Annotated in this window: 21 protein-coding genes; 15 read left to right on the plus strand and 6 right to left on the minus strand. The window is 57.6% G+C overall.

Annotation, left to right across the window (positions count from 1 at the left end; genetic code table 11):
• Window positions 1–75: 75 nt before the first annotated feature.
• The 13 genes from KX928_RS01065 to KX928_RS01125 all read left to right on the plus strand — a co-directional run bounded on the left by KX928_RS01065 (window position 76) and on the right by KX928_RS01125 (window position 13,865).
• Window positions 76–957: a cupin domain-containing protein gene (locus KX928_RS01065; protein WP_219497960.1), complete on the plus strand. Its 882-nt coding sequence runs from the start codon at window positions 76–78 to the stop codon at window positions 955–957.
• Window positions 958–972: 15 nt separating this feature from the next.
• Entirely contained in the window at window positions 973–1,500 is a 528-nt protein-coding gene (locus KX928_RS01070; protein WP_219497962.1) for a VOC family protein, read from the plus strand.
• Between the two features lie 23 nt (window positions 1,501–1,523).
• A complete protein-coding gene (locus KX928_RS01075) occupies window positions 1,524–2,396 on the plus strand; it encodes an NAD(P)-dependent oxidoreductase (protein WP_219497965.1) in 873 nt (290 codons plus the stop codon).
• A gap of 9 nt (window positions 2,397–2,405) precedes the next feature.
• Window positions 2,406–2,942, plus strand: a complete 537-nt coding sequence (locus KX928_RS01080; protein ID WP_219497967.1) for an OsmC family protein — start codon at window positions 2,406–2,408, stop codon at window positions 2,940–2,942.
• Window positions 2,943–3,003: 61 nt separating this feature from the next.
• Entirely contained in the window at window positions 3,004–4,302 is a 1,299-nt protein-coding gene (locus tag KX928_RS01085; RefSeq protein ID WP_219497969.1) for a M24 family metallopeptidase, read from the plus strand.
• 57 nt (window positions 4,303–4,359) lie between these two features.
• Entirely contained in the window at window positions 4,360–5,346 is a 987-nt protein-coding gene (locus tag KX928_RS01090; protein WP_219497970.1) for a thiamine pyrophosphate-dependent dehydrogenase E1 component subunit alpha, read from the plus strand.
• Window positions 5,347–5,358: 12 nt separating this feature from the next.
• A complete protein-coding gene (locus KX928_RS01095) occupies window positions 5,359–6,354 on the plus strand; it encodes an alpha-ketoacid dehydrogenase subunit beta (RefSeq protein ID WP_219497972.1) in 996 nt (331 codons plus the stop codon).
• Complete coding sequence (locus KX928_RS01100) at window positions 6,344–7,684, plus strand: biotin/lipoyl-containing protein (RefSeq protein ID WP_219497974.1); 1,341 nt, start codon at window positions 6,344–6,346, stop codon at window positions 7,682–7,684. The genes KX928_RS01095 and KX928_RS01100 overlap by 11 nt, the downstream gene beginning before the upstream one ends.
• 15 nt (window positions 7,685–7,699) lie before the next feature.
• Window positions 7,700–9,124 carry an NAD-dependent succinate-semialdehyde dehydrogenase gene (locus tag KX928_RS01105; protein WP_219497976.1) on the plus strand — a complete coding sequence of 475 codons (1,425 nt, stop codon included), beginning with the start codon at window positions 7,700–7,702 and terminating at the stop codon, window positions 9,122–9,124.
• 9 nt (window positions 9,125–9,133) lie between these two features.
• Window positions 9,134–10,009, plus strand: coding sequence for a 2-oxo acid dehydrogenase subunit E2 (locus tag KX928_RS01110; RefSeq protein ID WP_219497978.1), 876 nt, complete (start codon window positions 9,134–9,136; stop codon window positions 10,007–10,009).
• A 95-nt stretch (window positions 10,010–10,104) separates the two neighbouring features.
• The gene (locus KX928_RS01115) at window positions 10,105–11,679 is read left to right on the plus strand and encodes a Re/Si-specific NAD(P)(+) transhydrogenase subunit alpha (protein WP_219497980.1); all 1,575 of its coding nucleotides are present in this window, start codon (window positions 10,105–10,107) and stop codon (window positions 11,677–11,679) included.
• 13 nt (window positions 11,680–11,692) lie between these two features.
• On the plus strand, window positions 11,693–13,174 hold the full coding sequence (locus tag KX928_RS01120) for an NAD(P)(+) transhydrogenase (Re/Si-specific) subunit beta (RefSeq protein ID WP_219497982.1): 1,482 nt from the start codon (window positions 11,693–11,695) through the stop codon (window positions 13,172–13,174).
• A gap of 16 nt (window positions 13,175–13,190) precedes the next feature.
• Entirely contained in the window at window positions 13,191–13,865 is a 675-nt protein-coding gene (locus tag KX928_RS01125; protein ID WP_219497984.1) for a YoaK family protein, read from the plus strand.
• Window positions 13,866–14,823: 958 nt separating this feature from the next.
• On the opposite strand, the gene KX928_RS01130 is transcribed toward KX928_RS01125, so the two are convergent.
• The 3 genes from KX928_RS01130 to KX928_RS01140 form a co-directional block, all read right to left on the minus strand.
• The gene (locus KX928_RS01130) at window positions 14,824–15,774 is read right to left on the minus strand and encodes a bifunctional helix-turn-helix transcriptional regulator/GNAT family N-acetyltransferase (RefSeq protein WP_257883472.1); all 951 of its coding nucleotides are present in this window, start codon (window positions 15,772–15,774) and stop codon (window positions 14,824–14,826) included.
• A 472-nt stretch (window positions 15,775–16,246) separates the two neighbouring features.
• The gene (locus KX928_RS01135; protein ID WP_219497986.1) at window positions 16,247–18,442 is read right to left on the minus strand and encodes a xanthine dehydrogenase family protein molybdopterin-binding subunit; all 2,196 of its coding nucleotides are present in this window, start codon (window positions 18,440–18,442) and stop codon (window positions 16,247–16,249) included.
• Between the two features lies 1 nt (window position 18,443).
• A complete protein-coding gene (locus KX928_RS01140; RefSeq protein ID WP_219497988.1) occupies window positions 18,444–18,896 on the minus strand; it encodes a (2Fe-2S)-binding protein in 453 nt (150 codons plus the stop codon).
• Between the two features lie 488 nt (window positions 18,897–19,384).
• Here KX928_RS01140 and KX928_RS01145 point away from each other — a divergent pair, with 488 nt between their 5' ends.
• Window positions 19,385–20,053: a LysE family translocator gene (locus KX928_RS01145; RefSeq protein ID WP_257883473.1), complete on the plus strand. Its 669-nt coding sequence runs from the start codon at window positions 19,385–19,387 to the stop codon at window positions 20,051–20,053.
• 348 nt (window positions 20,054–20,401) lie between these two features.
• On the opposite strand, the gene KX928_RS01150 is transcribed toward KX928_RS01145, so the two are convergent.
• From KX928_RS01150 to KX928_RS01160, 3 genes are all read right to left on the minus strand, one after another.
• On the minus strand, window positions 20,402–21,568 hold the full coding sequence (locus KX928_RS01150) for an MFS transporter (RefSeq protein WP_219497989.1): 1,167 nt from the start codon (window positions 21,566–21,568) through the stop codon (window positions 20,402–20,404).
• 88 nt (window positions 21,569–21,656) lie between these two features.
• Window positions 21,657–21,869 (minus strand): putative antibiotic biosynthesis monooxygenase, encoded by a 213-nt coding sequence (locus KX928_RS01155; protein ID WP_219497991.1) that lies wholly within the window; start codon window positions 21,867–21,869, stop codon window positions 21,657–21,659.
• Window positions 21,862–22,665, minus strand: a complete 804-nt coding sequence (locus KX928_RS01160) for an aldo/keto reductase (RefSeq protein ID WP_219497993.1) — start codon at window positions 22,663–22,665, stop codon at window positions 21,862–21,864. The genes KX928_RS01155 and KX928_RS01160 overlap by 8 nt, the downstream gene beginning before the upstream one ends.
• A 94-nt stretch (window positions 22,666–22,759) precedes the next feature.
• Between KX928_RS01160 and KX928_RS01165 the strand changes: the two genes are divergently transcribed.
• Window positions 22,760–23,659, plus strand: a complete 900-nt coding sequence (locus KX928_RS01165) for a LysR family transcriptional regulator (RefSeq protein ID WP_219497995.1) — start codon at window positions 22,760–22,762, stop codon at window positions 23,657–23,659.
• Window positions 23,660–23,769: the final 110 nt, after the last annotated feature.

A 23,769-nucleotide genomic window follows, 5' to 3' on the forward strand; every position in this document is an offset into this window, starting at 1 on the left:
CCAAAAATGCATATTGACCGTACTAGATAGATGTGCAATCGATTGCACAAGTTATTTCTCTGGGAGGGCGAAATCATGAAAAAGTATTTTGTGGGCCGGGTGAACGGCGCGGATTTTTGCACTCCTGCCGCTTACCACGGGCGGTCTGAAGGGTATGTCTGCAATGCCTTGATCGGTGCAGAAACCAACCCGGCCTGTGTTCTGACGGGAGTCGGCCTGGTGCGGATCGCGCCGGCGGGGGGGCACGACCCTGTATTCCACGCGTTTGAAAAGGGCTTCTACATTTTGAAGGGCGAGGTCGTGCTTGAGTTTCACGGACGCGCACACCGCCTGAAAGAAGGCCACTACGGAGTGATCCACAAGGCGGTTCCCTATACGTTGCACAATCCCGGTGACGGAGAATGCGAAATCCTCGAGATGTGCGCCCCGCAGCCAAAGGCCGAGGATCACAGCTTCACCGACACCTTCTTTCGCAGCGGTTCACGCAGCAAAGACGCACCAGTGGTTGACTTGGAAGATCCGACAATCAAATTTCTTGGCTTCCTGCCCAATGAAAACATGAAGGCCGATGGCGAGAGCATTTCTGCGGTGGGCGTACGCTCTTCTTCAATTTGGGGGATCAGCCTGAAGGAGCTGGTCGACCGTATGCTAGGGGCCGAACATCAGGCGTTGTTCATGGTACAATTCGCGCCCGGCGGTGCGGGCACAACCCACGATCACCCACTCGAAGAGATCTACTTCATCATGTCAGGTCAGGCGAAGGCAACGCTGGACGGGGAAGAGTTCATCGTCGGGCCGGGCGATTATGTTTGGACCGGGGTTGGCTGCTTTCATCAGTTTGAATGCTACGGCGACGAGCCTGTGCGTTGGATCGAGACGCAGGCGCCTTTGCCCGCCGGCTTCGAGACCTTCAGATTTCGTCGTGAGTGGGACCCACTCGCGACCGCAACTTCCTAAACTCGGAACCTTTCCATGACCGTTACTGCTGCTCCTACCACGCCAAAGGCACTCAATCACATCGGCATCGTTGTCGATGACATCCATCGCGCAATCGAATGGTACGGTGAAGTGATGGGCTTTCGCCTAATTATGGGGCCGCGCACCCTCAAGCCACAGGCAGCTGCGACCGCCGAAACCGGCAACATTTTCGATGCGCGATTCAAGGAAGCGCTTCAGGCGCATCTGGTGACAGGCAACAGCATCGGTCTTGAGTTGTTCCAATTCGTCGAACCAGTGTCTGTGCGCAGCCATGATGGGCTCAAAGATTATGAACACCCCGGCTATTTCCACATCTGTTTCACCGATCCCGACATCGAGGGCCTGGCACAGCGGATTGTGGCCACAGGCGGAAAGATGCGGACCCCCGTCTTTGAGTTCATCCCGGGGACGGATCGCAAGCTGGTCTATTGCGAGGATCCGTTTGGAAACATCATCGAACTTTTCTCTCACACGTATGAGCAAACGTTCGCGAATTGGCCTTTGGAAGGCCAGGTCACTTAACTGCCTGTGCGAAAGGAATGGAAATGAAAATCGGATTTATCGGCTTGGGGACGATGGGCGGCGGTATGGCTGCCAATATCCTCGAAGCGGGCCTGAGCCTGACAGTTTACAACCGAACTGAGGCAAAGGCGAAAGCCTTGGTTGATAAAGGGGCCACGTTCGCGGCGACGATCGCGGACCTAGGTGACTGCGATGTCGTGGTCACAATGGTATCGGACGACAAGGCAATCTCTGCGATCTGTTTTGATGGCGGGCTTGTCGATGCAATGAAGCCCGGCGCAATTCATTTGTCATCCTCTACGGTCAGCGTGCAAATGGCCCGCAAACTTGAAGCCGCACATGCAGAGGCTGGTCAGGTTTTGGTCTCGGCGCCAGTGAACGGGCGCGGGGATCTGGCGGCTGCGGGCAACTTGTTCGTGATTTCTGCAGGACCCTCGGAGGCGCGGGCCACCTGCGCGCCAGTCTTCGATGCAATCGGTCAGAAAACCCTCGACTTCGGGGCGGATCAGGTCGCTGCCGTTGTGGTGAAACTGGCGGTGAACTGCATGATTGCGGACAGCATCGGGGTCATGGCCGAAGCCTACAACATGGTCGAGCGTTGGGGCGTCGACAAGACCGCCTTCCACGCCTTCATCTCCAACGGGTTGTTCGGAGCGCCGATCTTCAAGATTTACGGGGCCATGATCGCGGAGGACACCTATCAGCCCGCAAACTTCCCGGTCCCGCTGGGATTGAAAGACGTCAACCTAGCCGTGGCTGCGGGCGAAGAGGTGAATATGCCGATGCCGATCGCATCTTCGGTGCGCAACGGGCTGCTGATGGCACTCGCGCAGGGCTTGGAAGCGGAAGACTGGTCCGTTCTGAGCAAAGCCACATCCAATTCCCTGAAGCCGTGAGGATTGCACATGACCCACTCCGTTGGAACCACATACGACATGACCGAAAAAGCCAGCGACACGCCCATGTTCGAGGTCATCTTTGATGTTCAGGCAAAGGCTGTTGGGAAGATGCGGGCCGAAATGCGAATCGAAGCGTTCGAGCCTTTCAAATCGGTCAATCATCTTGCGATTGACGAAGGGACCTTTCAAGGCGGCGAAGGCACCGCGCCTACACCCCTTGAATTTTTCCTAACTGGGTTTGCGGGCTGCTTGATGGTTCAAATCAAAGCCTTCGCCAAGAAGAAACGCATTCAGATCGACGCTCTGGATGTGCAGCTCAAGGCGAAATGGGAAGCACATAAGGGTGTCCATGTCCCCTATATAGGCGCCCCCGTCGGGTTCGAGTTGTTCATAGACATCGACAGCCCATCGTCCGAAGCCGAGATCCAGGAGTTGGTCAAATCTGCCCAGCTTGGCTGCTTTGTCGAGCAGACGATGGCGCAGATCAATTCCATTGGACACACCGTCCGAAAATCCGGCGGCGACTGGGTCGAACTGACCTGAACCCACAGACCCAAAACGCAGCCCTCAAAAGAGCGGATTGCGAGCAATAGAGGAAGAAAAATTGTCCAGAGCTCTTACCCCGAATGTTCTTCAACCCGTTGATCTCGAACCAAACTGGCGATGGGAGGGCAAGCTACCAGCCTTTGGCCATTCTTCGGTAGATTTTGAACGCCGGATCGATCACGACCGTCTGCGCAGGTATCGTCTGAGCCGGACGCGCGAGGCGCTCAAGGCGTCCGATTGCGGTACGCTGCTGCTGTTTGACGTGAACAATATTCGTTACGTCTCCGCCACAAAAATCGGCGAATGGGAGCGTGACAAGATGTGTCGCTTTTGTCTACTGACCGGCGATGACAGCCCCTATGTCTGGGATTTTGGTTCCGCCGCTGTGCACCACCAGAAATACTCGGACTGGCTGGTACCCGATCACTGTCGCGCCGGGGTCGTCGGGATGCGTGGAACAATCCCGCCAAGCTTTGGGCTGATGAAACGCTATGCCGAAGAGATCGCGGGGCTGATCCGCGATGCAGGAATGATCGACATGCCCGTGGGTGTGGACTACGCCGAAACCGCTATGTTTCATGCGCTCAAAGAGGCAGGTCTGAACGTGGTTGACGGGCAGCAGATCATGCTTTCGGCGCGCGAGATCAAGAACTGGGACGAAATCCAGCTTCTGACTCAAGCCGCCAGCATGGTCGATGGTGTTTACCACATGATTTATGAGGAGCTAAAGCCAGGCGTGCGCGAGAACGAGATCGTCGCGATGTCCAACAAACTGCTCTATGAGTGGGGCTCGGACGATGTCGAGGCAATCAATGCCGTTTCGGGGGAGCGGTGCAACCCGCACCCACACAATTTCACAGACCGCATGTTCCGCCCCGGCGATCAGGCCTTCTTTGACATTCTGCAAAGCTATCAGGGGTATCGGACCTGCTACTACCGAACGTTTAACATAGGAATGTCTACGCCATCGCAGGTGGATGCCTATACCAAAGCGCGCGAATGGATTGATGTGTCCATTGCCGCAATCAAGCCCGGTGTCACTACGGATCAGGTTGCGAAACTTTGGCCCAAGGCAGAGGAATTTGGCTTCCCCGATGAGCTGTCAGCCTTTGGGCTCCAGTTTGGCCACGGTCTAGGTTTGGCACTTCACGAGCGTCCGATCATCAGCCGCGCGATCAGTCTCGAAAACCCGATGGAAATCAAAACGGGTATGGTGTTCGCGCTGGAAACCTATTGCCCGGCGACGGACGGCTATTCCGCTGCGCGGATCGAGGAAGAAGTGGTTGTCACGGACACGGGTTGCGAGGTGATATCGCTCTTTCCAGCCCAGGAACTGCCGATCGCAAACCGATACTGATCCTCCCCGACTTACCCGGTCCTTCGGGACCGGGTGCCTTTCTCATGGAGTGGCCCAATGCCCGCAAAGTCCAAGACCCCGTCCAACACCGAATCCTATTTGCAGATGTACCGCCAAATGGTGCGCATTCGGGCCTTTGAAGATCAGGCCAACAAGCTGTATCTATCCGCCAAGATGCCAGGTCTGACCCACATGTATTCGGGCGAAGAGGCCGTCGCCGTCGGTATCTGTGAAGCGTTGACCAACGAAGACCGCATCACCTCGACTCATCGCGGCCATGGCCATTGCGTCGCCAAGGGCGCTGACTTCAAAGCGATGTTCTGTGAACTCCTTGGCAAAGAAGAAGGCTATTGCCGCGGCAAAGGGGGATCGATGCATATCGCCGATCAAAGCCATGGAAATCTTGGAGCGAATGCAATTGTGGGTGGTTCGATGGGGATCGCCACGGGCTCTGCGTTGCGGGCAAAATTGCAAGGCTCCGATGATGTGACCGTGTGCTTTTTCGGCGATGGGGCGACCGCTCAAGGCCTTATGTATGAGGTCATGAACATGGCGGCGCTCTGGAAACTGCCCGTGATATATGCCTGCGAGAACAACGGTTACTCGGAATACACAAAGACCGAAGAAATTGCCGCAGGCTCGATCACCGCGCGCGCTGAAGCCTTCGGGATAGAAGCGTTCAAGGTTGATGGTCAGGACGTACTGGCAGTGAACGATCTGAGCCAAAGCCTCGTTGCGCGCTGCCGAAAGGGCGAGGGGCCGTTCTTCATTGAGCTTGAAACGTACCGCTACCATGGCCACCACGTTGGCGACATCAACCGTGAGTACTATCGGTCCAAAGAAGAAGAGACCGATTGGAAAACAAATCGCGATCCGATCACGCGCTTCCGCGCGACCTTGTTGGAGCAGGGGATCGTCACAGAGGAACAGGTCGAAGCGATCAATGCCGAGATCGCTCAGGATGCAGCCGATGCTGTCGCCTATGCGCTTGAGGCTCCGTACCCGGACGTCTCCGAAGTTGACATGCACGTTTATGCGGCCTGAGGAGAGACAGTCATGCGCGAGATAACTTTATCTAAAGCCGTGAACGAAGCGTTGGCGGAAGAGATGCGTCGTGACCCGACGGTCTTGATTCTAGGCGAAGACGTTGCCGAGGCCGGAACGCCTTTCAAGGTCATGTCTGGTCTGGTTGAGGAATTTGGAACCGAGAGAGTGATCGACACACCTATTTCCGAGCCAGGCTTTGTTGGAATGGCCGTCGGTGCCGCGATGACCGGCGCACGCCCTGTCGTTGACCTGATGTTCGGTGACTTTCTGTTTTTGATAATGGACCAGCTTTGCAACCAGGCCGCCAAAACCCACTACATGTCCGGTGGAAAACTCAACGTTCCGATGGTTCTTCGTACCAACCTTGGTGCAACCCGGAGGTCAGCCGCGCAGCACAGCCAGTCCTTGCAGGCGTTGGTTGCCCATATTCCGGGTCTCAAAGTGGCCATGCCCTCTTCGGCCTATGAGGCCAAGGGTTTGATGAAGACCGCCATCCGTGACAACAACCCGGTGGTCATTTTCGAAGACAAGCTGATGTACCAGGACAAGGCCCCCGTGCCGGAGGAAGAATTTCTGATCCCGTTCGGCGAGGCCCACGTGAAGCGCGAAGGCAGCGATATTACGCTCATCGCAACTTCCTCGATGGTGCAGGTGGCCGAAGGGGTTGCCGATCTTCTTGAGACTGAAGGCGTCTCGGTTGAAGTCATCGATCCTCGGACGATTGTGCCACTAGATGAAGACACGCTGCTTAAGAGCGTGCGCAAAACATCTCTCGCGATTGTCATCGATGAGGGCCACCAGAGCTACGGCGTGACGGCGGAGATCGCCAGCCGCCTGAATGAGAAATCGTTCTACCATCTTGATGCTCCGGTGCAGCGGATGGGCGCAATGGACGTGCCGGTGCCGTTCTCCCCGGCGCTTGAAGACGTGACGGTGCCGACGGTTGAAACCGTTGCGCAAACCGCTCGAAAACTGATCGCGCGTGAGATGTTCGATGCCGCATGATGTGACGATGCCTCAGCTTGGCATGGCTCAGGATGCCGGCACGATTGTGTCATGGCTCAAAGACGAAGGGGCCGAAGTTGCTGAGGGTGACCTGCTGTTCGAGGTCGAAACCGACAAAGCCACGCTGGAGGTCGAAGCATTGGCCAGTGGGTTCTTGACTAACATCGCGGCCACTGTTGGTGAGGAAGTTGCAGTTGGTGCGGTTATTGCGCGCATTTCCGAGACCGCCGCAGACACCGAAGATGCTGCGCCGGGGCAAGCCAGTCCCGCTCCAGTAGAAGCGCCAGCGGAAAAACCTGCCGGCACCCATGTCGCCATGCCCCAATTGGGCATGGCCCAAGATGCAGGCCTCCTTGTCGCTTGGCACAAACGGCCGGGCGACGCTGTCTCCGCGGATGACATTTTGTTTGAGGTCGAAACCGACAAAAGCACGATGGAAGTTGAGGCGGGCATTGATGGTTTTCTGGCGGCGACCTTCGCCCATGCCGGAGAGAACGTCCTTGTCGGGGAAACGGTCGCAATTATCTCCTCCACCTCGCCGTCCGAACCCTTTGCTTCAGCGGTCACAGAAAGCGTATCCGGTGCCGTGCCCAAGACTGCACCCGAAGAACCGAGCGCAGATGCGGTCGCATCCCCCGCAGCGCCGCCTATCACTCAGGCTCAGGCGCCTGTGACGCCGCAACCGCCGCGCGCCCGTGCCAGCCAAAACGGCAGGATATTGGCGTCGCCCAAGCTTCGCCGCCTTGCAGCAGCGGAAAACCTCGATCTGGCGCTCTTGGCTGATGCTGGTCATCTGCACCCCTACCACACGCGCGATCTTGAGACTTTGCGGCGTTTGTCGCTGGAAGCAGCGCAAGAAACCACACCTTCTGTTGCGACAGCGTCGGTCCACCTCGTTGCCGAGACAGCGGTAGATGGCTCTCATGCCATCGCGGAATGGGCCGCATCAACACACGGTGTTTCGGCCCGACGCTGTTTGGCCAGCCTTTTCGCCGGTGCCTTGCACGAGGACGCCCCTTTTTCTGTCGCAGTGGAAACACGGCAGGGACGCGAAACCTATCTTGTCTCGAAAGCATCAGGGTTTTCGCAAGTCGTACCAAGCGACGAGGACCCTATCTGGGTTCTGCGTGACTACCGTGGCAGCAGATTGAAAACGGTCGCATTGGGGGCCGAGGCGCATCCGGTGGTCACGCTGACTGATCTGCCGACGAGCGGCGGTGTGCGCATCACACTGGAAAGTGCACCTAACCGCATCACACCATCCGAAGCGCTCATGCTCATCACAACTTTTGCGGATTGTATCGAAGAACCGCTGCGGCACATTTTGTAACCACTCGAGGACCCCATGGAATTCACGAACCTTTATATCAATGGCACTTGGGTCGAGAGCACGGATCGTTTTGACGTTTATAACCCGGCAACCGAAGAGATCCTGGCCTCGGTTGCCTCGGCGGAAACATTCCACGCCGATCTCGCTCTTGATGCGGCTCAAAGCGCCATGGCCGACTGGGCCGCGCGCACGCCGCGCGCCCGTTCCGAAGTGCTGCGCAAGGCGTGGGAGCTGATGTCGGCGCAGCTTGATGAGTTTGCGCGTATCATCACGCTTGAGAACGGCAAGGCTCGTGCAGACGCGATGGGCGAGGCCACCTATGCCGCCGAGTTTTTCCGCTGGTTTGCCGAAGAAGCCGTGCGTGCAGACGGACTCATCACCCATGCGCCAGCATCCGGCGCCCGCATTATGGTTCAGCACAAGCCCGCTGGTTTGGCTGTCTTGGTGACGCCATGGAATTACCCGGCCGCCATGGGCACGCGCAAGATTGCGCCCGCACTGGCCGCAGGATGCGGCGTGATCATCAAGCCCGCGTCCGAGACGCCGCTGACCATGCTTGCCCTGATGCCGCTTTTGGAAGAGGCCGGTGTGCCCAAAGGGCTCGTCAACGTGCTGCCCTCACGGCGGACCGGTCCGCTGGTCGATCACTTGATGCATGATCCGCGCGTTCGCGTGATCAGTTTTACAGGCTCAACCGGCGTTGGTCGGGTTTTGCTTAAATCCGCCGCCGATCAGGTGCTCAAGCCCGCTATGGAGCTGGGCGGAAATGCACCCGTGGTGATCTTGGAGGATGCCGATCTCGACGTTGCAATCGAAGGCACGATGTTGGCGAAAATGCGTAATCTGGGAGAGGCCTGCACCGCAGCCAACAGGATTTACGTCCACGAGAACATTGTGGACGAATTCACTAAGCGGCTTTCCGCTGAAATGTCTTCGCTGAAGGTTGGCAATGGCACCGACCCAACCGTGGATGTCGGTCCCTTGGTTAACGCCGACACCCGCGACAAGGTCGCCGCGTTTGTTGCCGACGCTGTGGCAAAAGGCGCGAAGCTGGAATGCGGCGGTGAAGTGCCAAGCGGAAAGGGGTTCTTTTACCCACCTACGGTGTTGTCTGCAGTGCCCGAAACAGCTGATTGTGTGCATGATGAAATCTTTGGTCCTGTCGCCGCGATTCAGACGTTCGCGGAGGAGCAAGACGCGATCACCCGCGCGAACAACACGGAATATGGTCTCGTGGCCTACGTGTTTTCCAGTGACTTCAAGCGCGGTTTGCAAGTCTCTGAACAACTTGATTACGGCATGGTCGGCCTGAACCGTGGCCTTGTCAGCGACCCAGCGGCTCCCTTTGGCGGCACAAAGCAGTCCGGATTAGGACGCGAGGGCGGGCATGAAGGCATGCTAGAGTTCATGGAGACGCAGTATATTTCGGCCGAGTGGTAGGAGCGTTGGATGTCAAATGTGATTGCCAGCCCAACCACACGAAGAATGGCGCGCGAAATGAACGTAGACATTCAGCAATTAGCAGACAGATTGGGGCGCCAGACCATGGGACCTGAAGACTTGATCAATTCGGGAGCCGTAAGAGGCAACACCGACCATGGCTATTGGGATATAGACCATAGCGAGTATGGCCCGGTGAGACACGAACCGATGACACGCATTGCAAAACTTGCCGCGCGAAATCTTGCGGCGGCGCACCGGCACATTCCAGCCGTAACGCACCACGACCAAGCCGATGTATCCGCGCTACAGGAACTGCGGAAAAGCTGGGCGCCAGAGGCTAACGCGCAAGGCGTGAAGCTGACGGCCCTCTCCTTCTATGTAGCCGCACTGGCACGGTGTTTGCGGGTTTTCCCCAACTTCAATGCCTCTCTGTCTCCTGATGAAGAGACGTTGACCTTCAAGGAGTACATCCACGTTGGCATCGCGGTGGACACATCGCATGGATTGCTCGTGCCCGTCATCCGCGATGCGGATTGCAAAGGTCTGCTCCAGATCGCAGCCGAGATTTCTGACCTGGCCAAACGTGCACATGACCGCAAACTCCCGCCAAGCGATATGGGCGGCGCGTCAATGTCGATCTCGAACCTCGGTGGGATCGGCGGGACGGCATTTACCCCAATCGTGAACCCACCAGAGGTTGCGATCCTCGGAATCACCCGCACGAAAACTGTGACAGCTTGGGACGGCAATGTCCCAAAGCCCGTCCCGGTAGTCCCGCTCGATCTGAGCTATGACCACCGTGTGATAAACGGCGCAGATGCCGCCCGCTTCCTTGCGCATTTTGGCCAACTGATCTCGGACCCACGAAACTTTCTAATTTAAGTCTGCCTGGTTTCGAGAAGTGGGCCGCCGATTTAATCGACGCGCGGGTGAGGGAAGCTCGTTCAAAAAAGATTAACAGAACTGGGGCTACATTCGTGAAAATCGGGGCACCGAAAGAGACATTCGAGGGGGAAGCGCGCGTCGCGATCACTCCCGAAAGCGCGCTCCAGCTGCAAAAGCTGGGCTATGACGTGGTTGTGGAGAGCAAAGCGGGCCAGGCCGCTGGCTTCTCGGACGCCGCCTTCAAGGAGGCTGGTGTTGAGGTGGTGAAAACCGCTGCGGCGCTGTTCAAGGCCGCCGATGTCATCGCCAAGGTGCGCCCGCCCAGCGAGGCCGAAGCCAAGCGCCTGACCAAAGGCCAGACGCTGATCTCCTTCTTCTACCCTGCCTCCAACGAAAAGCTGATGGAGCTGGCCAAGGGCAAGGGCGCGAACGTCATTGCGATGGACATGGTCCCCCGGATCAGCCGCGCCCAGAAGATGGATGCGCTGTCGTCGATGGCCAACATAGCGGGCTACCGCGCCGTGATCGAGGCGGGCAACAACTTCGGCCGCTTTTTCACCGGTCAGGTGACCGCCGCCGGTAAAGTGCCCCCTGCGAAAGTGCTGGTTGTGGGTGCGGGTGTGGCGGGCCTTGCCGCCATCGGTACCTCCACCTCGCTCGGTGCGATCACTTACGCCTTCGATGTGCGCCCGGAAGTGGCGGAACAGATCGAGTCGATGGGTGCCGAGTTCGTGTTCCTTGAGTTCGAGGACAGCGAATTGCCCGACGGTGCGGAAACAGGCGGCTATGCGCCTCCCTCATCGCCTGAGTTCCAAGCCAAACAGCTTGAGAAGTTCCGCGAAATCGCGCCGGACATGGACATCGTGATTACCACCGCGCTGATCCCGAACCGTGCGGCCCCCGTCCTTTGGACCAAAGACATGGTCGACGCGATGAAGCCGGGCTCCGTGATCGTGGACCTTGCCGCCGAGAAGGGCGGCAACTGTGAGCTGACCCAGATGGACAAGCGCGTTGTCACCGACAACGGCGTGATCATCATCGGCTACACAGACTTCCCCTCGCGCATGGCCACGCAAGCCTCCACCCTCTATGGTAACAACATTCGCCACATGATGGCTGACCTCACGCCCGAGAAGGACGGTCAAGTCAACCACAACATGGAAGATGACGTGATCCGTGGCGCGACGATCACCTATGAGGGTGACATCACGTTCCCGCCGCCGCCGCCCAAAGTGGCCGCGATCGCGGTGCAGAAGAAAGAAAAGCACAAGGAGCTGACGCCGGAAGAAAAGCACGAGGCAGAGATTGCGGCGTTCAAGGCGCAAACCAAGCAGCAGGTCACCCTGCTCGGCGTGGGTGCCGCGCTTGTGCTGATGGTCGGCATGATCGCGCCCGCCTCCTTCATGCAGCACTTCATCGTGTTTGTCCTGTCGGTGTTCATCGGCTTCCAGGTGATCTGGAACGTGGCGCACTCGCTCCACACGCCGCTCATGGCCGTCACGAACGCGATTTCCTCGATCATTATTCTGGGTGCGCTGATCCAGATCGGGTCGAGCAGTTTCCTCATAACACTACTCGCTGCGTTGGGGGTCTTTTTGGCCTCGATCAACATCTTCGGCGGCTTCCTCGTGACACGGCGCATGCTCGCCATGTTCCAAAAATCTTAAGGAGACGAGGACAATGGATTACGGATTTACGATTGCGGCCTATGCGGTCGCGGGCGCCCTCTTCATCCTCTCTCTGGGCGGATTGAGCGGACAGGAAAGCGCAAAACGCGCGGTGTGGTACGGCATTGCAGGCATGGCGCTAGCGGTGTCCGCCACGATTGCGGGCCCGGGCCAAGGGCTTGCGGCGCTGTCGATCGTGCTGATCGCAGCGGGCGGCGCGGTGGGCTACCAGCTTGCCACCAAAGTGCAAATGACCCAGATGCCTGAGCTTGTGGCGATCATGCACTCGCTCGTGGGCCTCGCGGCTGTGTTCGTGGGCTTCAACGCGGACATTGAGCTGGCCCGTGTAGCGGCCACAATGGCGGCGGCTGATCTGCCCTTCCCAGCGCTGGATTACGGGCAGAAAGTGCCAGCAGCGGTCGCCGGTGAGTTTGGCTCCTTTGCCTCGCTTCTGGCCAAGAAGACGGCTGTGGAAGTGGGGATCCTGCGGGTCGAGCTGGTGCTCGGCATCTGGATCGGCGCGGTGACCTTCACGGGCTCCGTCATCGCCTACGGCAAGCTGGCCGGTAAGGTCGACTCGGCGGCCAAGAAGCTGCCCGGCGGCCATATGCTCAACATCGCCGCTGCCGCAGGTTCGGTGCTGCTGACGATGGTCTACCTGAGCGGCGGCGGCACCTTCACGCTGGTCCTCCTGACCCTTCTGGGCCTTTTCATTGGCTACCACCTGATCATGGGCATCGGCGGTGCGGACATGCCCGTGGTCGTCTCAATGCTCAACAGCTACTCCGGCTGGGCGGCGGCAGCCATCGGCTTCTCGCTCGGCAACGACCTACTGATTGTAGTGGGTGCGCTTGTTGGCTCCTCGGGCGCAATCCTATCCTACATCATGTGTAAGGCCATGAACCGCTCGTTCATCTCCGTGATCCTCGGGGGCTTCGGCGGCCCGGCAGGGGAGCAAATGGCGGTGGAAGGCAAGCAGGTCGCGATTGAAGCCGATAGCGTTGCAACCGCTCTCAATGAAGCCGACAGCATCATCATCATCCCCGGCTACGGCATGGCGGTGGCACAGGCCCAGCAGACGGTGGCAGAGCTCACCCGCAAGCTGCGTGCCAAGGGCAAAGATGTGCGCTTCGCGATCCACCCGGTTGCGGGGCGCTTGCCCGGCCACATGAACGTGCTGCTCGCAGAAGCCAAGGTGCCCTACGACATCGTGCTGGAAATGGACGAGATCAACGAGGATTTCCCCGAGACGGATGTCGCCATCGTGATCGGGTCGAACGACATCGTGAACCCAGCCGCTCAGGACGATCCCAACAGTCCCATTGCTGGCATGCCGGTGCTCGAATGCTGGAAGGCCAAACAAGTGTTCGTGTCCAAACGCGGGCAAGGCACGGGTTATTCCGGGATCGAGAACCCGCTGTTCTTCAAGGACAACACGCGGATGTTCTATGGCGACGCGAAAGCGAGCTTCGATACGCTTCTGCCGATGATTTAATGAGGATCAGTTTTGCATGGTTGGAGGTCATTACATAACAGCTATCGTTCGTAAATTAACGCCTGAATCAAGGTTGGGTCTAGCGATACTGTCCTTTACGGCAGGTTTTGCAGATGCAGCCTGCTTCGTATTCTTCTCAGGGCTATTTGCTGCTCATGTCACGGGAAATATTGTACTCTTGGCGGCTTCGCTGTCGCAAGATATGGATGACACTTCGTTGCTCAAGATCGCTTCTTTTCCCGCCTTTGTGGTTGCAGTTTGGTTAACCGCACAGATTTCAAGAAATTTAAAACTGACAGCGTCGATTCTCTTTACATTGGAAGGTGCAATTCTTGTCATAGTCGGCCTTGTGGGATTGTTAGCGTCAGACGAGCCAAGCCATGGGGTCATTAATTTTGCGATGGCTGTTGCGGTTGTTTTTGCTTTGGGCATACAAAACCAAGCGCAAGTCGCTTTAGATACGCCTCCAACTACTGTCATGACCGGAAATGTTACAAGGCTGATAGGAAGTCTGTTTGCCCAGGGTAGTAAAGACGATCAACTCGACGAAATCATATTGGAAATTTCAGCGTTCACGATTGGGTGCATTGGTGGAGCGGCGGGCGTCATGGTGTTCGGACTGTCAAGTTTCTTACCTGTAGGTCTGATTTTGTGCTGTCTGTTTTTTGGAACGTCAAAGGGACAAATCTGAATTCATTCTATCTAATCGATGTATTCGGAGACGTGACATACATAGCAAACCGAAAAGGAACGAAAATGACGTTTGGACTGCCTGAGATTATTATTGTTGGTGTTGTCTCTGGCATTTTAGCGGCCCTGATATGGGCTTACTACTTCTAGAAATTGGCTTGATCCTTGGTGGCGTTTGGAGAGCAAGTCGAAAGATGAGCTCAAGCATTTTGGTGGCGTTCCGTGTGACTTGAGATGCCTGATCTGTCGGGTTTTGCTCAGGGGGATAAAGTCCCGTTTATACAATCAGATCAACAAATTTGCGAAGTATTCGCGCGAGGACATCAGTTGCGCGCTTGCCTCCCAGATACTTCGGGCGTGACGTGGCCCTTGACCAAAGCGAGTTTGAAATGATCCATCAAAATGCGGCGTTTGCGTCGCAAGGTTTGGCCAGCTTGCATCTACTGGCGGATTTTTTTGACGCTGACGAGCGGGTTCATCAAATCAGCGGGCCATCGCGTTGGAGCCTCTTTTCAGGATGTTCGACGAACGTATCGCTAACTCCGCTGTATTGGACTTTGCCGAAATGACAGGAAAAACGCCATTGGCTTCTTGAATAGATCAACTTAAGAAGTCTTACACTGTTTGCGACACTTCAAAATGAGGCTCACAAGTTTCTCCTCCGGGAACAGATTATCTGTTGGTCTCTAAGCACTCGCCACTTCCGTGCCCCCTGCTAGCCAAACAATCGCTGTGTCACTTTTTGCTTCTGTCTAACGTCCCGGCAATTTCGAAGCTGAGGTACAGCATTTGATCTGCTGAACTAATCCCTTTTAATCTGCATCGAGCAAGTCCAGTTCACCTATTCGAACAAACCACTGGCCCGAGAGGATATCCGAGCATTCGCCACGCAACCTATGTTTGGAGCAAGTCGAACTCACGGGTTGCGGACATATTTCTGCCTCTCAAACCCAGACGGGCTAAGTCCGCTTTCGCTCGAACTCTTGCTCGATAACCTCGGTGCCCCATTGCTTGCCCCGATTTTCACGAACAAGTTCGAAACCATGCTTTTCATATAGGTGGCGCGCCGCATCCAGCCCTTTGAAAGTCCACAGACGCGTCCGTTCGAAACCTGCCGCATCGACAAACAACGTCACCTCTTCAAGAAGCACATTACCGATACCCGTTCCTTGGGCCTCGGGACTGACGATGAACCACCTGAGATGGCAGACACCTTCCCCAAGGTCCTCTCCATCAAGCGATACCGATCCAAGAAGTGTATCGCCAAGAAAAGCAGAGAATGTCGTGTTCGCAGGGTTCTCTAGGCGCCCCATGAACTCCGACATTTCGGTTGCAACCTTCCTCTCAAAGACGGCCCCGAACCCATAGTTGGTCGCGTAATACGAGGCGTGTAGGCCAACGACGGAAGCAATCACACCCGGGCAATAACCCTTGCGAATTTCCACGGCACTGGCGCGCGAAGCGTGGCTTTCATCTCCTCGCAGTGCCTTGGCGAAGAGCGTCAAACCTGTTTCGACCTTTGTGAGATCATCCTTCGCAAGATGTTCAGAGGCGTACCTCATTTGCTGGCGTCCGAAGTCTTCAAGTGTTTTCAGGAGAGCCTTGCCGTCCCCGGTCAGAGCGAGTTTCCGAGACCGCCGGTCAGCGGGGTTTGACTTGGCCTCAACTAATCCGTCTTCGATGAGTTTCTGGACAAGGCGACTGATCGAGGACTTCTCCAGACGAAGCATGTCGCCCAGATCACTTGCAGTTGTGACTGTGCCGTAACCCAATTCTATGATGGTGTGCACGGCTGACGGCGACAGCGCGGTTCCAGCTAGTCCTTTCTGCATAAATCCAAGTGCCCGCACGATGTCACGTGAAGCTGACAGCAGTGTGTCGATGCGCTGTATGGAAACTGACTGGCTCATAGTTGTATTATGCAACTAATTTGTCATCCGTCTACCGACGGCTAGAGTCTGTTTTGGTACGACATTGCGGAAGTATGGGATCTCTGCAATCGTCTGATCGAAGGCAGTATATCGAAAGAAGCAAAAAAACTCCCCCAAGTTAGGCTGGCCCAAACCTGCCGTTCCACCGTCACAAGGAATTCTACGGCGCGAACTTCATTGCCGCCATTCGCTGCATCCGCGAGATTCATGTACTGGCGGATGCACACTTTGTGGAACAAGCCGGTTCACAGCTACTGTTGACGTAGCGTTGGTTCACAGGTTCGGCACTATTTTGGCCGTACTGCGCAGTGCGGTCTTTTTTTTGGGGAGCCCTTTGCGACGCTCAGTCAGTGACCGATCTGTGAGCCTTTCTGCGCGCTGGAGATACCCAACAGAACGCCTCCCGACAATTCCGAAACGGACGAGGACTGTTCATATGCGCCCCTGGTGCTTAGTTTTCCAAGGCCTCGAGCACCCGGTCCGGTGTGAACGGCAGGTGCCGGAGACGCTTGCCCGTAAGAGCGTGGAACCCGTTAGCAATGGCAGCCGCGACCATGGGCGTGCCTGCTTCGCCAATGCCAGTCGGCGGTGTGGTGCCTTGGGCCAGATCGAGGGTGATCTCCGGCACCTCATGTGCGCGCAAGATCTCGTAGTCGTAGTAGTTTGATTGATCAACACGGCCGCCCGTCATAGTGATCCGCTCCTTGAGACTGCTGCTGACGCCAAAGACGATTCCACCTTCGATCTGGTTACGGGCATTGTCCGGGGCCACAACAAGCCCTGCGTCAACAGCGGCCCAGAAGCGCGGCACAGTGATGATCCCGCGGTCGCGGTCCAGCGCGACTTCGGCAACGCCAGCGGCCATGGAACTGCCGTAGCCTGCGAACGATAGGCCAAGGGCTGTGTCCGGCCGCGCGCCATCCCAATCTGACATTTCAGAAACGCGGCGCAGCAAGGCTACCCCTCTGGGATTGTGCTGAAGCAGATCCATGCGGAAATCCAGTGGATCCCGACCTGCCTCGGCAGCCAGTTCGTCCATGAACGCTTCGGCGGCAAAGCTGGTGTAACTTGCCCCAATGCCGCGCCATGGGGCCAGGCGGGCGTGGGTAGGCGTGATCACATGTTCGGCGTGCATGTCCGGCAGATCGTAGAATGGGCTTTCCGACCCGCGCATCGAGATGATGTCATTCGGGGCAACTTGAGACCACCGCAGGGGGTTGAAATAGGAGATGACTGACGGTGCAGCGACGCGGTGTTCCCAGCCTTGCAATGTGCCCTCTGCTGTCAGGCCGGCGCGGAGGCGCTGCACGGCGGCGGGCCGGAAGGCACCGTTTTGAACGTCATCCTCGCGTGTCCAGACTAGCTTGACCGGCAGGCCAACGGTCTTCGACAACAAGAGCGCGTCACGCAAGTATTCTTGATCAAGCGCGGTACGGCGGCCAAAGCTGCCACCCATGGTCATCACGTTAAGCCGGACGCGATCCGGCGTCGTGCCCAAGGTCTCTGTCATTGTGCGAGTGGACCAGCTTTGCGTCTGGGTGCCGACCCATGCTTCAGCGCCTAAACCGTCGGCATCAACAGACGCAACCGCGGCCATCGGTTCGATCTGCGCATGGTAGGCGTAGTCGGACCGATATTCCGCAGTGACGGTACGGTCTGCCGCCGCGATCGAGGTCGCGGCATCGCCGTTTTCGCGCCACGTCGCACGGTCAATGCCTGGATCATCTAGCGCTGCGGCATAGGCATCCAGCGTGGCATCGCTGTCCATCGTCCACCAAGGGTCTGGCGTGCCCCATGTGACGTCGAGCGTCTCCTTGGCCCGGAACGCAGCCTCGATGTGATCGGCGATCACCGCGACCCCTTCGGGCAGCACTATAACATCGCGCACGCCGAGGACGGTTCGGGCCGCGGCGTCATCTATACGTTCCGGCCCTACACCGTCAAAGGGCGTGCAGGCCACGGCTGCAAAGACCATGCCCGGCACCGTGATGTCGATGGCGTAAGTCTCGGTCCCGGTACTCTTTGCTGGAATGTCGATGCGGGGGTGATCCTGGCCAATGAGGCGATAATCCTCGGGGCGTTTGAGGTCCGCTTGGCTTCTCTCGGGCACTGTCACATCAAGGTCGGGCAAGGCAGCAACGCCGCCATAGCTGAGCACGCGCCCGGTTGGGTCGTGCCGGACTGTTCCAGCGAGCGTGCTGACCTCGGCGGCAGGCACGTCCCAGGCCTTTGCCGCTTCGCGTATCAGCACCGCGCGCACCTGAGCACCTGCTTGGCGCAGCGTGTCGAAATAGCCCGACACCCCGGTGCTGCCGGCTGTATAGAGAACGTTGCCAAAGAGCGGGTTGCCGAAGCTGCGGTCGTCAGTATCCAGTTGTTCAACGGTGACACGGTCCCAATCGGCGTCCATTTCTTCGGCCAGGATCAGCGGAAGGGCCGTTGAACTGCCTTGTCCCATTTCGGTCGAGGGGAACAGGATGTGCACTTCACCCTCGGTCGTGATGGTGACCCAGCCAGTAATGTCCGCTTGCGTTGCGGTGGTCGCCGCACGTGAGATTGATGCGAGGCCGCTGGCCCCGATGACAAAGCTCAGCGCAGCGCCTGTTGCGAGGAACCCGCGACGGGTCAGGTGCATATGTGCGGTCATCTCAAACCTCCTTTGCGGCGCGTTCTACCGCATTGAAGATGCGCGTGTAGGTGCCACAGCGGCAGAGGTTCGTGCTCATATGGTCCGCGATATCGTCACGCGTGGGGTTGGGATTGAAGTCCAGAAGCTCAGCCGCCTTCATAATTTGGCCAGACTGACAATAGCCGCATTGCGGGACCTGTTCTGCGATCCATGCCTGTTGCAGCGGGTGCGAGCCATCCTCTGACAACCCCTCGATGGTGGTCACCTCGGCCCCTTCGACTGCCGACACCGGTGTCAGGCAGGAGAAAGTCGCGATACCGTCCACATGCACCGTGCAGGCGCCGCACTGGCCCGCGCCGCAGCCGAATTTGGTCCCGGTCAGCCCCATGTGATCACGCAATGCCCAGAGCAATGGGGTGTCGGGCGCGGCTGCAAACTCGATTTCGGTCTGATTGACGGATAATCTGATCATGGTCGGTCCTTTCTGTGCTATGGTGGCAATTCGTGTACGATCTGGCGTCGCTTCGCGGTGGCTGACGAGACGCTGATATGCCTGTAAGTTAGGATGCGGGGAGGACAGTTCATCGCACGCTTGCGCACAATTCATGTGCGCAAGACGCAGGGGACATCGATCTATTTGAATGAAAGCAGTACGACGAAGAATGCACGTGCAGCGATGGGACCGAATTGTTGGAAAGGGCTCCCTGCGCCCGTTGGATAGAACGCAACATCCCCCTTTTGGCCTTTGACATCCCAAGATGTAGGCGGCCCGGAGCCGACCTTGACCATGCAACCGACACACTGCAGTGCGGCCCGTCGAAGGGGACATCGCTGCGAATGCAAAAATCAGTGGGTAGACCAACTCACAGTCTGCGGGACTGAGCGCTCTTTCGCTGCGGTTGCGCGAATGGCTGCTTCTACCGTGATGCTTAGTATCTCTGGCTCGCCAAGCCAAACGTGATGTGCTTTTTTAACTTCATGCTAATTGATCCGATTACCCTCTCCGCCTTCTCGCTCGCTGTCGTTCTCTTGGCACTGACGCCAGGCCCCGATCTTTTCCTGATCGTCGGACGAGGGCTGGCGCAGGGACGCTCGGCAGCGATCTATACTGCGCTTGGCTTTTTTCTCGCTGGCACCGTTCAGGTGCCGCTCCTTGCTCTGGGCCTCGCGACCCTGATCTCTGAAAACCCTTTCCTCTTCGATCTGATCCGTTATGCGGGCGGGGCATATCTTATCTGGCGGGGCGCGAAGATGGTCTTTGGCCCGGTGCCTGATCCTTCAGGCGAGGGCTATGCGGTAGTGTCGCGAGGCGAGGCACTGCGCGAAGGGTTTGTGGCGAGCCTAGTGAACCCGAAGGGTCACGCTTTCATGCTCGCCTTTCTGCCGCAGTTCGTGGACCCTACAGCCGGGTCGGTCGCTTTTCAGTTTGTCATCCTTGGCCTCGTAATGCGCGCTGTCGCTCTCGTAGTGGAGGTAACGCTGGCCACATTTTCGGGAACCATCGGAGCTGTCCTGCGCCGTTCACGTCGCGCGCGCATTATGTTGGAGCGCACGGCTGGCCTGCTAATTGTCGCTATCGGAGTCCGGCTACTCCTTCTGGAGCCACCCGAGCCGCGAGGCGTTCAGTAAGAACCTCTTTACAGTATGCCCCACTCGTAGCGGCTCCGCTTAAGCCGCCATTCGCGTACCTTGCAGCATCCTGTACTCTGGGCTCGTTGCGGACCTCGGAGGCAGCGCAGCATGTCGGAGTGCATGACCTGCCCTATCCGCCAGGACGGCCCTACCAGACATTGACTCACCCTCGGCCATGCTGCAATCGCAGCCCGCATTGCCGACATTCGCCGCAACCGCTAAATCCGATGGTGAGCGAACTCACAGATTGCGGGGCTTAGCTCCCATTCGCTGCGGCTGCACCAATGTCGGCTGTTGGCGATGGCCGCCCACTGTGGACGGCCATCAGCCTTTTATTTTTGCATTCTACTCGGCAGGAACGGCGATGGTGCGCGATGCGCGGATCCCCAGTGCTATTATGGCCGCAACAACCAGTCCGGCAAACCCGATCATCGCATTAGCCGATCCGAGAGCTGCCAGGCCTTGCGCGTCAATCACGAGACCGCCAATCAATGCTCCGAGGCCAATACCAACCTGTGCGATTGTTACGCTCAGGGCTGATGCAAACTCTTGCGCTTCCGGAGCCTGCTTCATGACACGCAACTGGTTGCCGATGAAGCCTGCTGACTGGGCTGCGCCCCAGATCGCCAGTGGGATCAGGAACAGGATGCCTTGCCCGGTCAGTGCGACCGTAGCGAAAGATGACAGCGCAAGCGCGGCAAGCGATACAGCCGTTACACCCATAGGACTTCGATCAACGTATTGGCCAGCCAGCCAATTACCGAACAGGCCGACGACACCGAAGCCCATCAATACCCACGCCACCTGACTTGCAGGAACAGACGCCAGTGTTTGCAAAATGTCCGCCAGATAGGTGTAGGCCACAAACATCGACGTGAAGGCGAAAGCAGTCAGTACCAGATGACCGAGAAACATCGGACGTTTCAGGATCGACGCCTGTTTCAGCAACGAGGGAGCGGCTTGCTGTTTGGTTGTGGGGAAGAAGGCCAGGAGCGCCAGCGACATGATCGCCGACAGTGCACCGATTGCCCCAAACATGACGCGCCATCCCATCAGATCAGCCAAGAGTGTCCCAAGCGGAATGCCGATGACCGTCCCTGCCGAGATACTGGCATAAAGGATGGCTACGGATTTACCGCCACCTTCTGGTCCTCCGAGTTGTGCTGCTGAAGCGGTGCCAACGGCCCAGAAGACAGGAAGGGCCAAAGCGCCGATGACTCGGGCGGCTGCAAGCGTTTCAAAAGTGGGTGCAAAAGCCGTCAGGACGTTCGACACGGCGATCATTGCCAGCAGCGTGGCGAACAGCTTTTTCCGTTCGAACTGCGCCACCAGGGCCGTCAGAAACGGAGCCGCAATGGCGACAGTAAAGGCGAAGATCGTCGCCAACAGACCAGCTTGCGCGATAGTGACGCCAAGATCGGCTGCGAGTTGCGGCAGGACGCCGATAATCACGAACTCTGTCGTGACGACGGCGAATCCTGCCGCTGCAAGTGTGAGGATAGGAAGTTTCATTGTCATGCCTCCTTTGGGCAAAAGTGAACCGGTCCGCTTGCGAGAAGCGGAGAGGGGAAGTTGTGATTAGAGGTGAAGTCAGCGCGGCCTACGGGCCGGAGGGCAGGTGTCTATTTTCAAGGTGTCCGACGAAGCGATTCAGAGCTGGCACAACCAGCATAGTCATTAGTGGCACCATCAGACCTGTCAGAGCCAATGTCCTGACCGCCAGCGGCCACTGCCCGATCACCCCGTCCATGAGCAACAGCAGGACCGTAATCGTCGGCCATGCCGCTGCCCACGTGATCAGCAGATCACGCATGTTGTATTTCCAACGCCGAAGCGTTGTCTTCCAGATGCGCGATGGTTGTCGTGCCCGGAATTGCGAGGATGTTTGGCGACCGGGCGAGCAGCGTCCGCAATGCCTCCCCCGGATCGACAACGGCCCCCTGTTTCATCGGGTTAGCACCGAGCGGGCCATGCGGGACAAATGCAATGCCCTGTTCGTTCAGCCAGTCGATCATACTCTCCTGTTCTTCATCACGCGCGTCAGCGGGCGAGTAGCGATTTTGGACAGCCGCAATCGGCGCAACTTTCAGGGCTTGCTCGACCTGCACCCGCGAGACGTTGGACAACCCGATCATGTTGATCTTCCCGGCTTGTCGCATCTCTTCAAGCGCGGCCACACTCTCGATGATGGGCGTCACACCATCGGGGGAGTGGACGTAATAAAGGTCGATCTTGTCCGTTCGCAGACTGGCAAGGCTTTCCTCCAAATGCCGTTTCATCGTCGCGGCGGATGTATCGCGGCTGATGCTTGTGGCGCTTTTTTCCACACCCCCTTTGGAGGCAATGAACATATCGCCATAGGTGCCATCGTCAGCAAGAAGCGCGTCGGCAATCAGCTTTTCGTTTTCATGGGGTCCATAAGCGCGGGCTGTGTCGATGTGGGTAACGCCAAGGTCACGGGCGCGTTGTAGCAAATCAATGCCGCCCTGCCAGTCTGCGTAAGGTCCAAAGTTGCGGGGCTGGCCTGTGAGGCGCATCGCACCGTAGCCGATGCGATTGACTGTGCGTCCATTGAGGAAGGTGAAGGTGGTGTTCTGATCGTTGGTCATGTCATGGTTCCTTTCGTTTCGATTGAGATGAACATACGGACCTGACGATTTAACGGTAGCGGCATGGAGAGTAAGACTGCTATACGCTTAGCGTATGAACACACGCTTTGATCGTCTCGCTCTGCTGGAAACTTTCGTGCGCATTGCCGAGCGCGGTTCGCTTTCGGAAGCCGCCCGTGACCTAGGCACATCGCAGCCGTCGATTTCCCGGCAGCTTGCGGCGCTAGAAACCCGCCTTGATGTCGTGCTGGCGCGGCGCACGACCCATAATGTTACCCTGACGCCGGATGGTCTGGCTCTTTTGGAAGACGCGCGGCGCATGTTGGGCGAGTGGGAGGCAATCGAGGAACGACATTCAGAAGACGACGCATTGAAGGGCATGATCCGTGTGATCGCACCGGTTGCCCTTGGACAGAGCTTGTTCGTGCGTGCGGCGTCGCAGTTCATGAAGGATCACTCCGGCGTCACTATTGATTGGCGCTTGCGCGACGACGCAATTCGTTTTGCCGAGGAAGGGTGTGATTGCTGGTTAAAGATCGGCGCGGTGCCAGACGATACGCTTGTCGTGCGGGAGCTGGCGCGAGTGGAGCGTCTGGTCGTCGGTACGCCAGAATGCCTTGCTGCAGATGCGACACAACCACTGAAAGACCTGCCGTGGCTGACCCTTGGGCCGTTTGAGGGCAACCGGATCGAGCTTTCAAACAGTGACGGTTCCGCGCAGGTTTTCTCCGTCACCCCAAAGATGGCCAGTGACAACATCTTTGCGATCTATGAGGCCTGCCTTCAGGGCGTTGGCGTCGCCATCCTGCCGCGCTGGTTCATTGCAGATGATTTGGTGCAAGGCAGGTTGATAGATGCGGAACCTGATCTGCGTGCCGCGCGTCTGCCCGTAAATCTCGCACTGGCACCAGGAACAAAACGCTCCGCCCGTGTTGAGAGGTTTTGTGAGGCCATACAAGTTTGGTGTCGTGATCAACTCCGCTCATCTGCTTAAGATAGCGGTCGTTCAGGCATGACGCAGCATCGGTGAAATTTGTCTCGAAGCCACCATTGGGTACGGTACAGCGTCAGCCGTCTTGAAAGGCCTAGTGCCCGAAGGGAACG

The sequence above is a fragment of the Roseobacter insulae genome, from assembly GCF_019375555.1.
Classification (GTDB): Bacteria; Pseudomonadota; Alphaproteobacteria; order Rhodobacterales; family Rhodobacteraceae; genus Roseobacter; species Roseobacter insulae.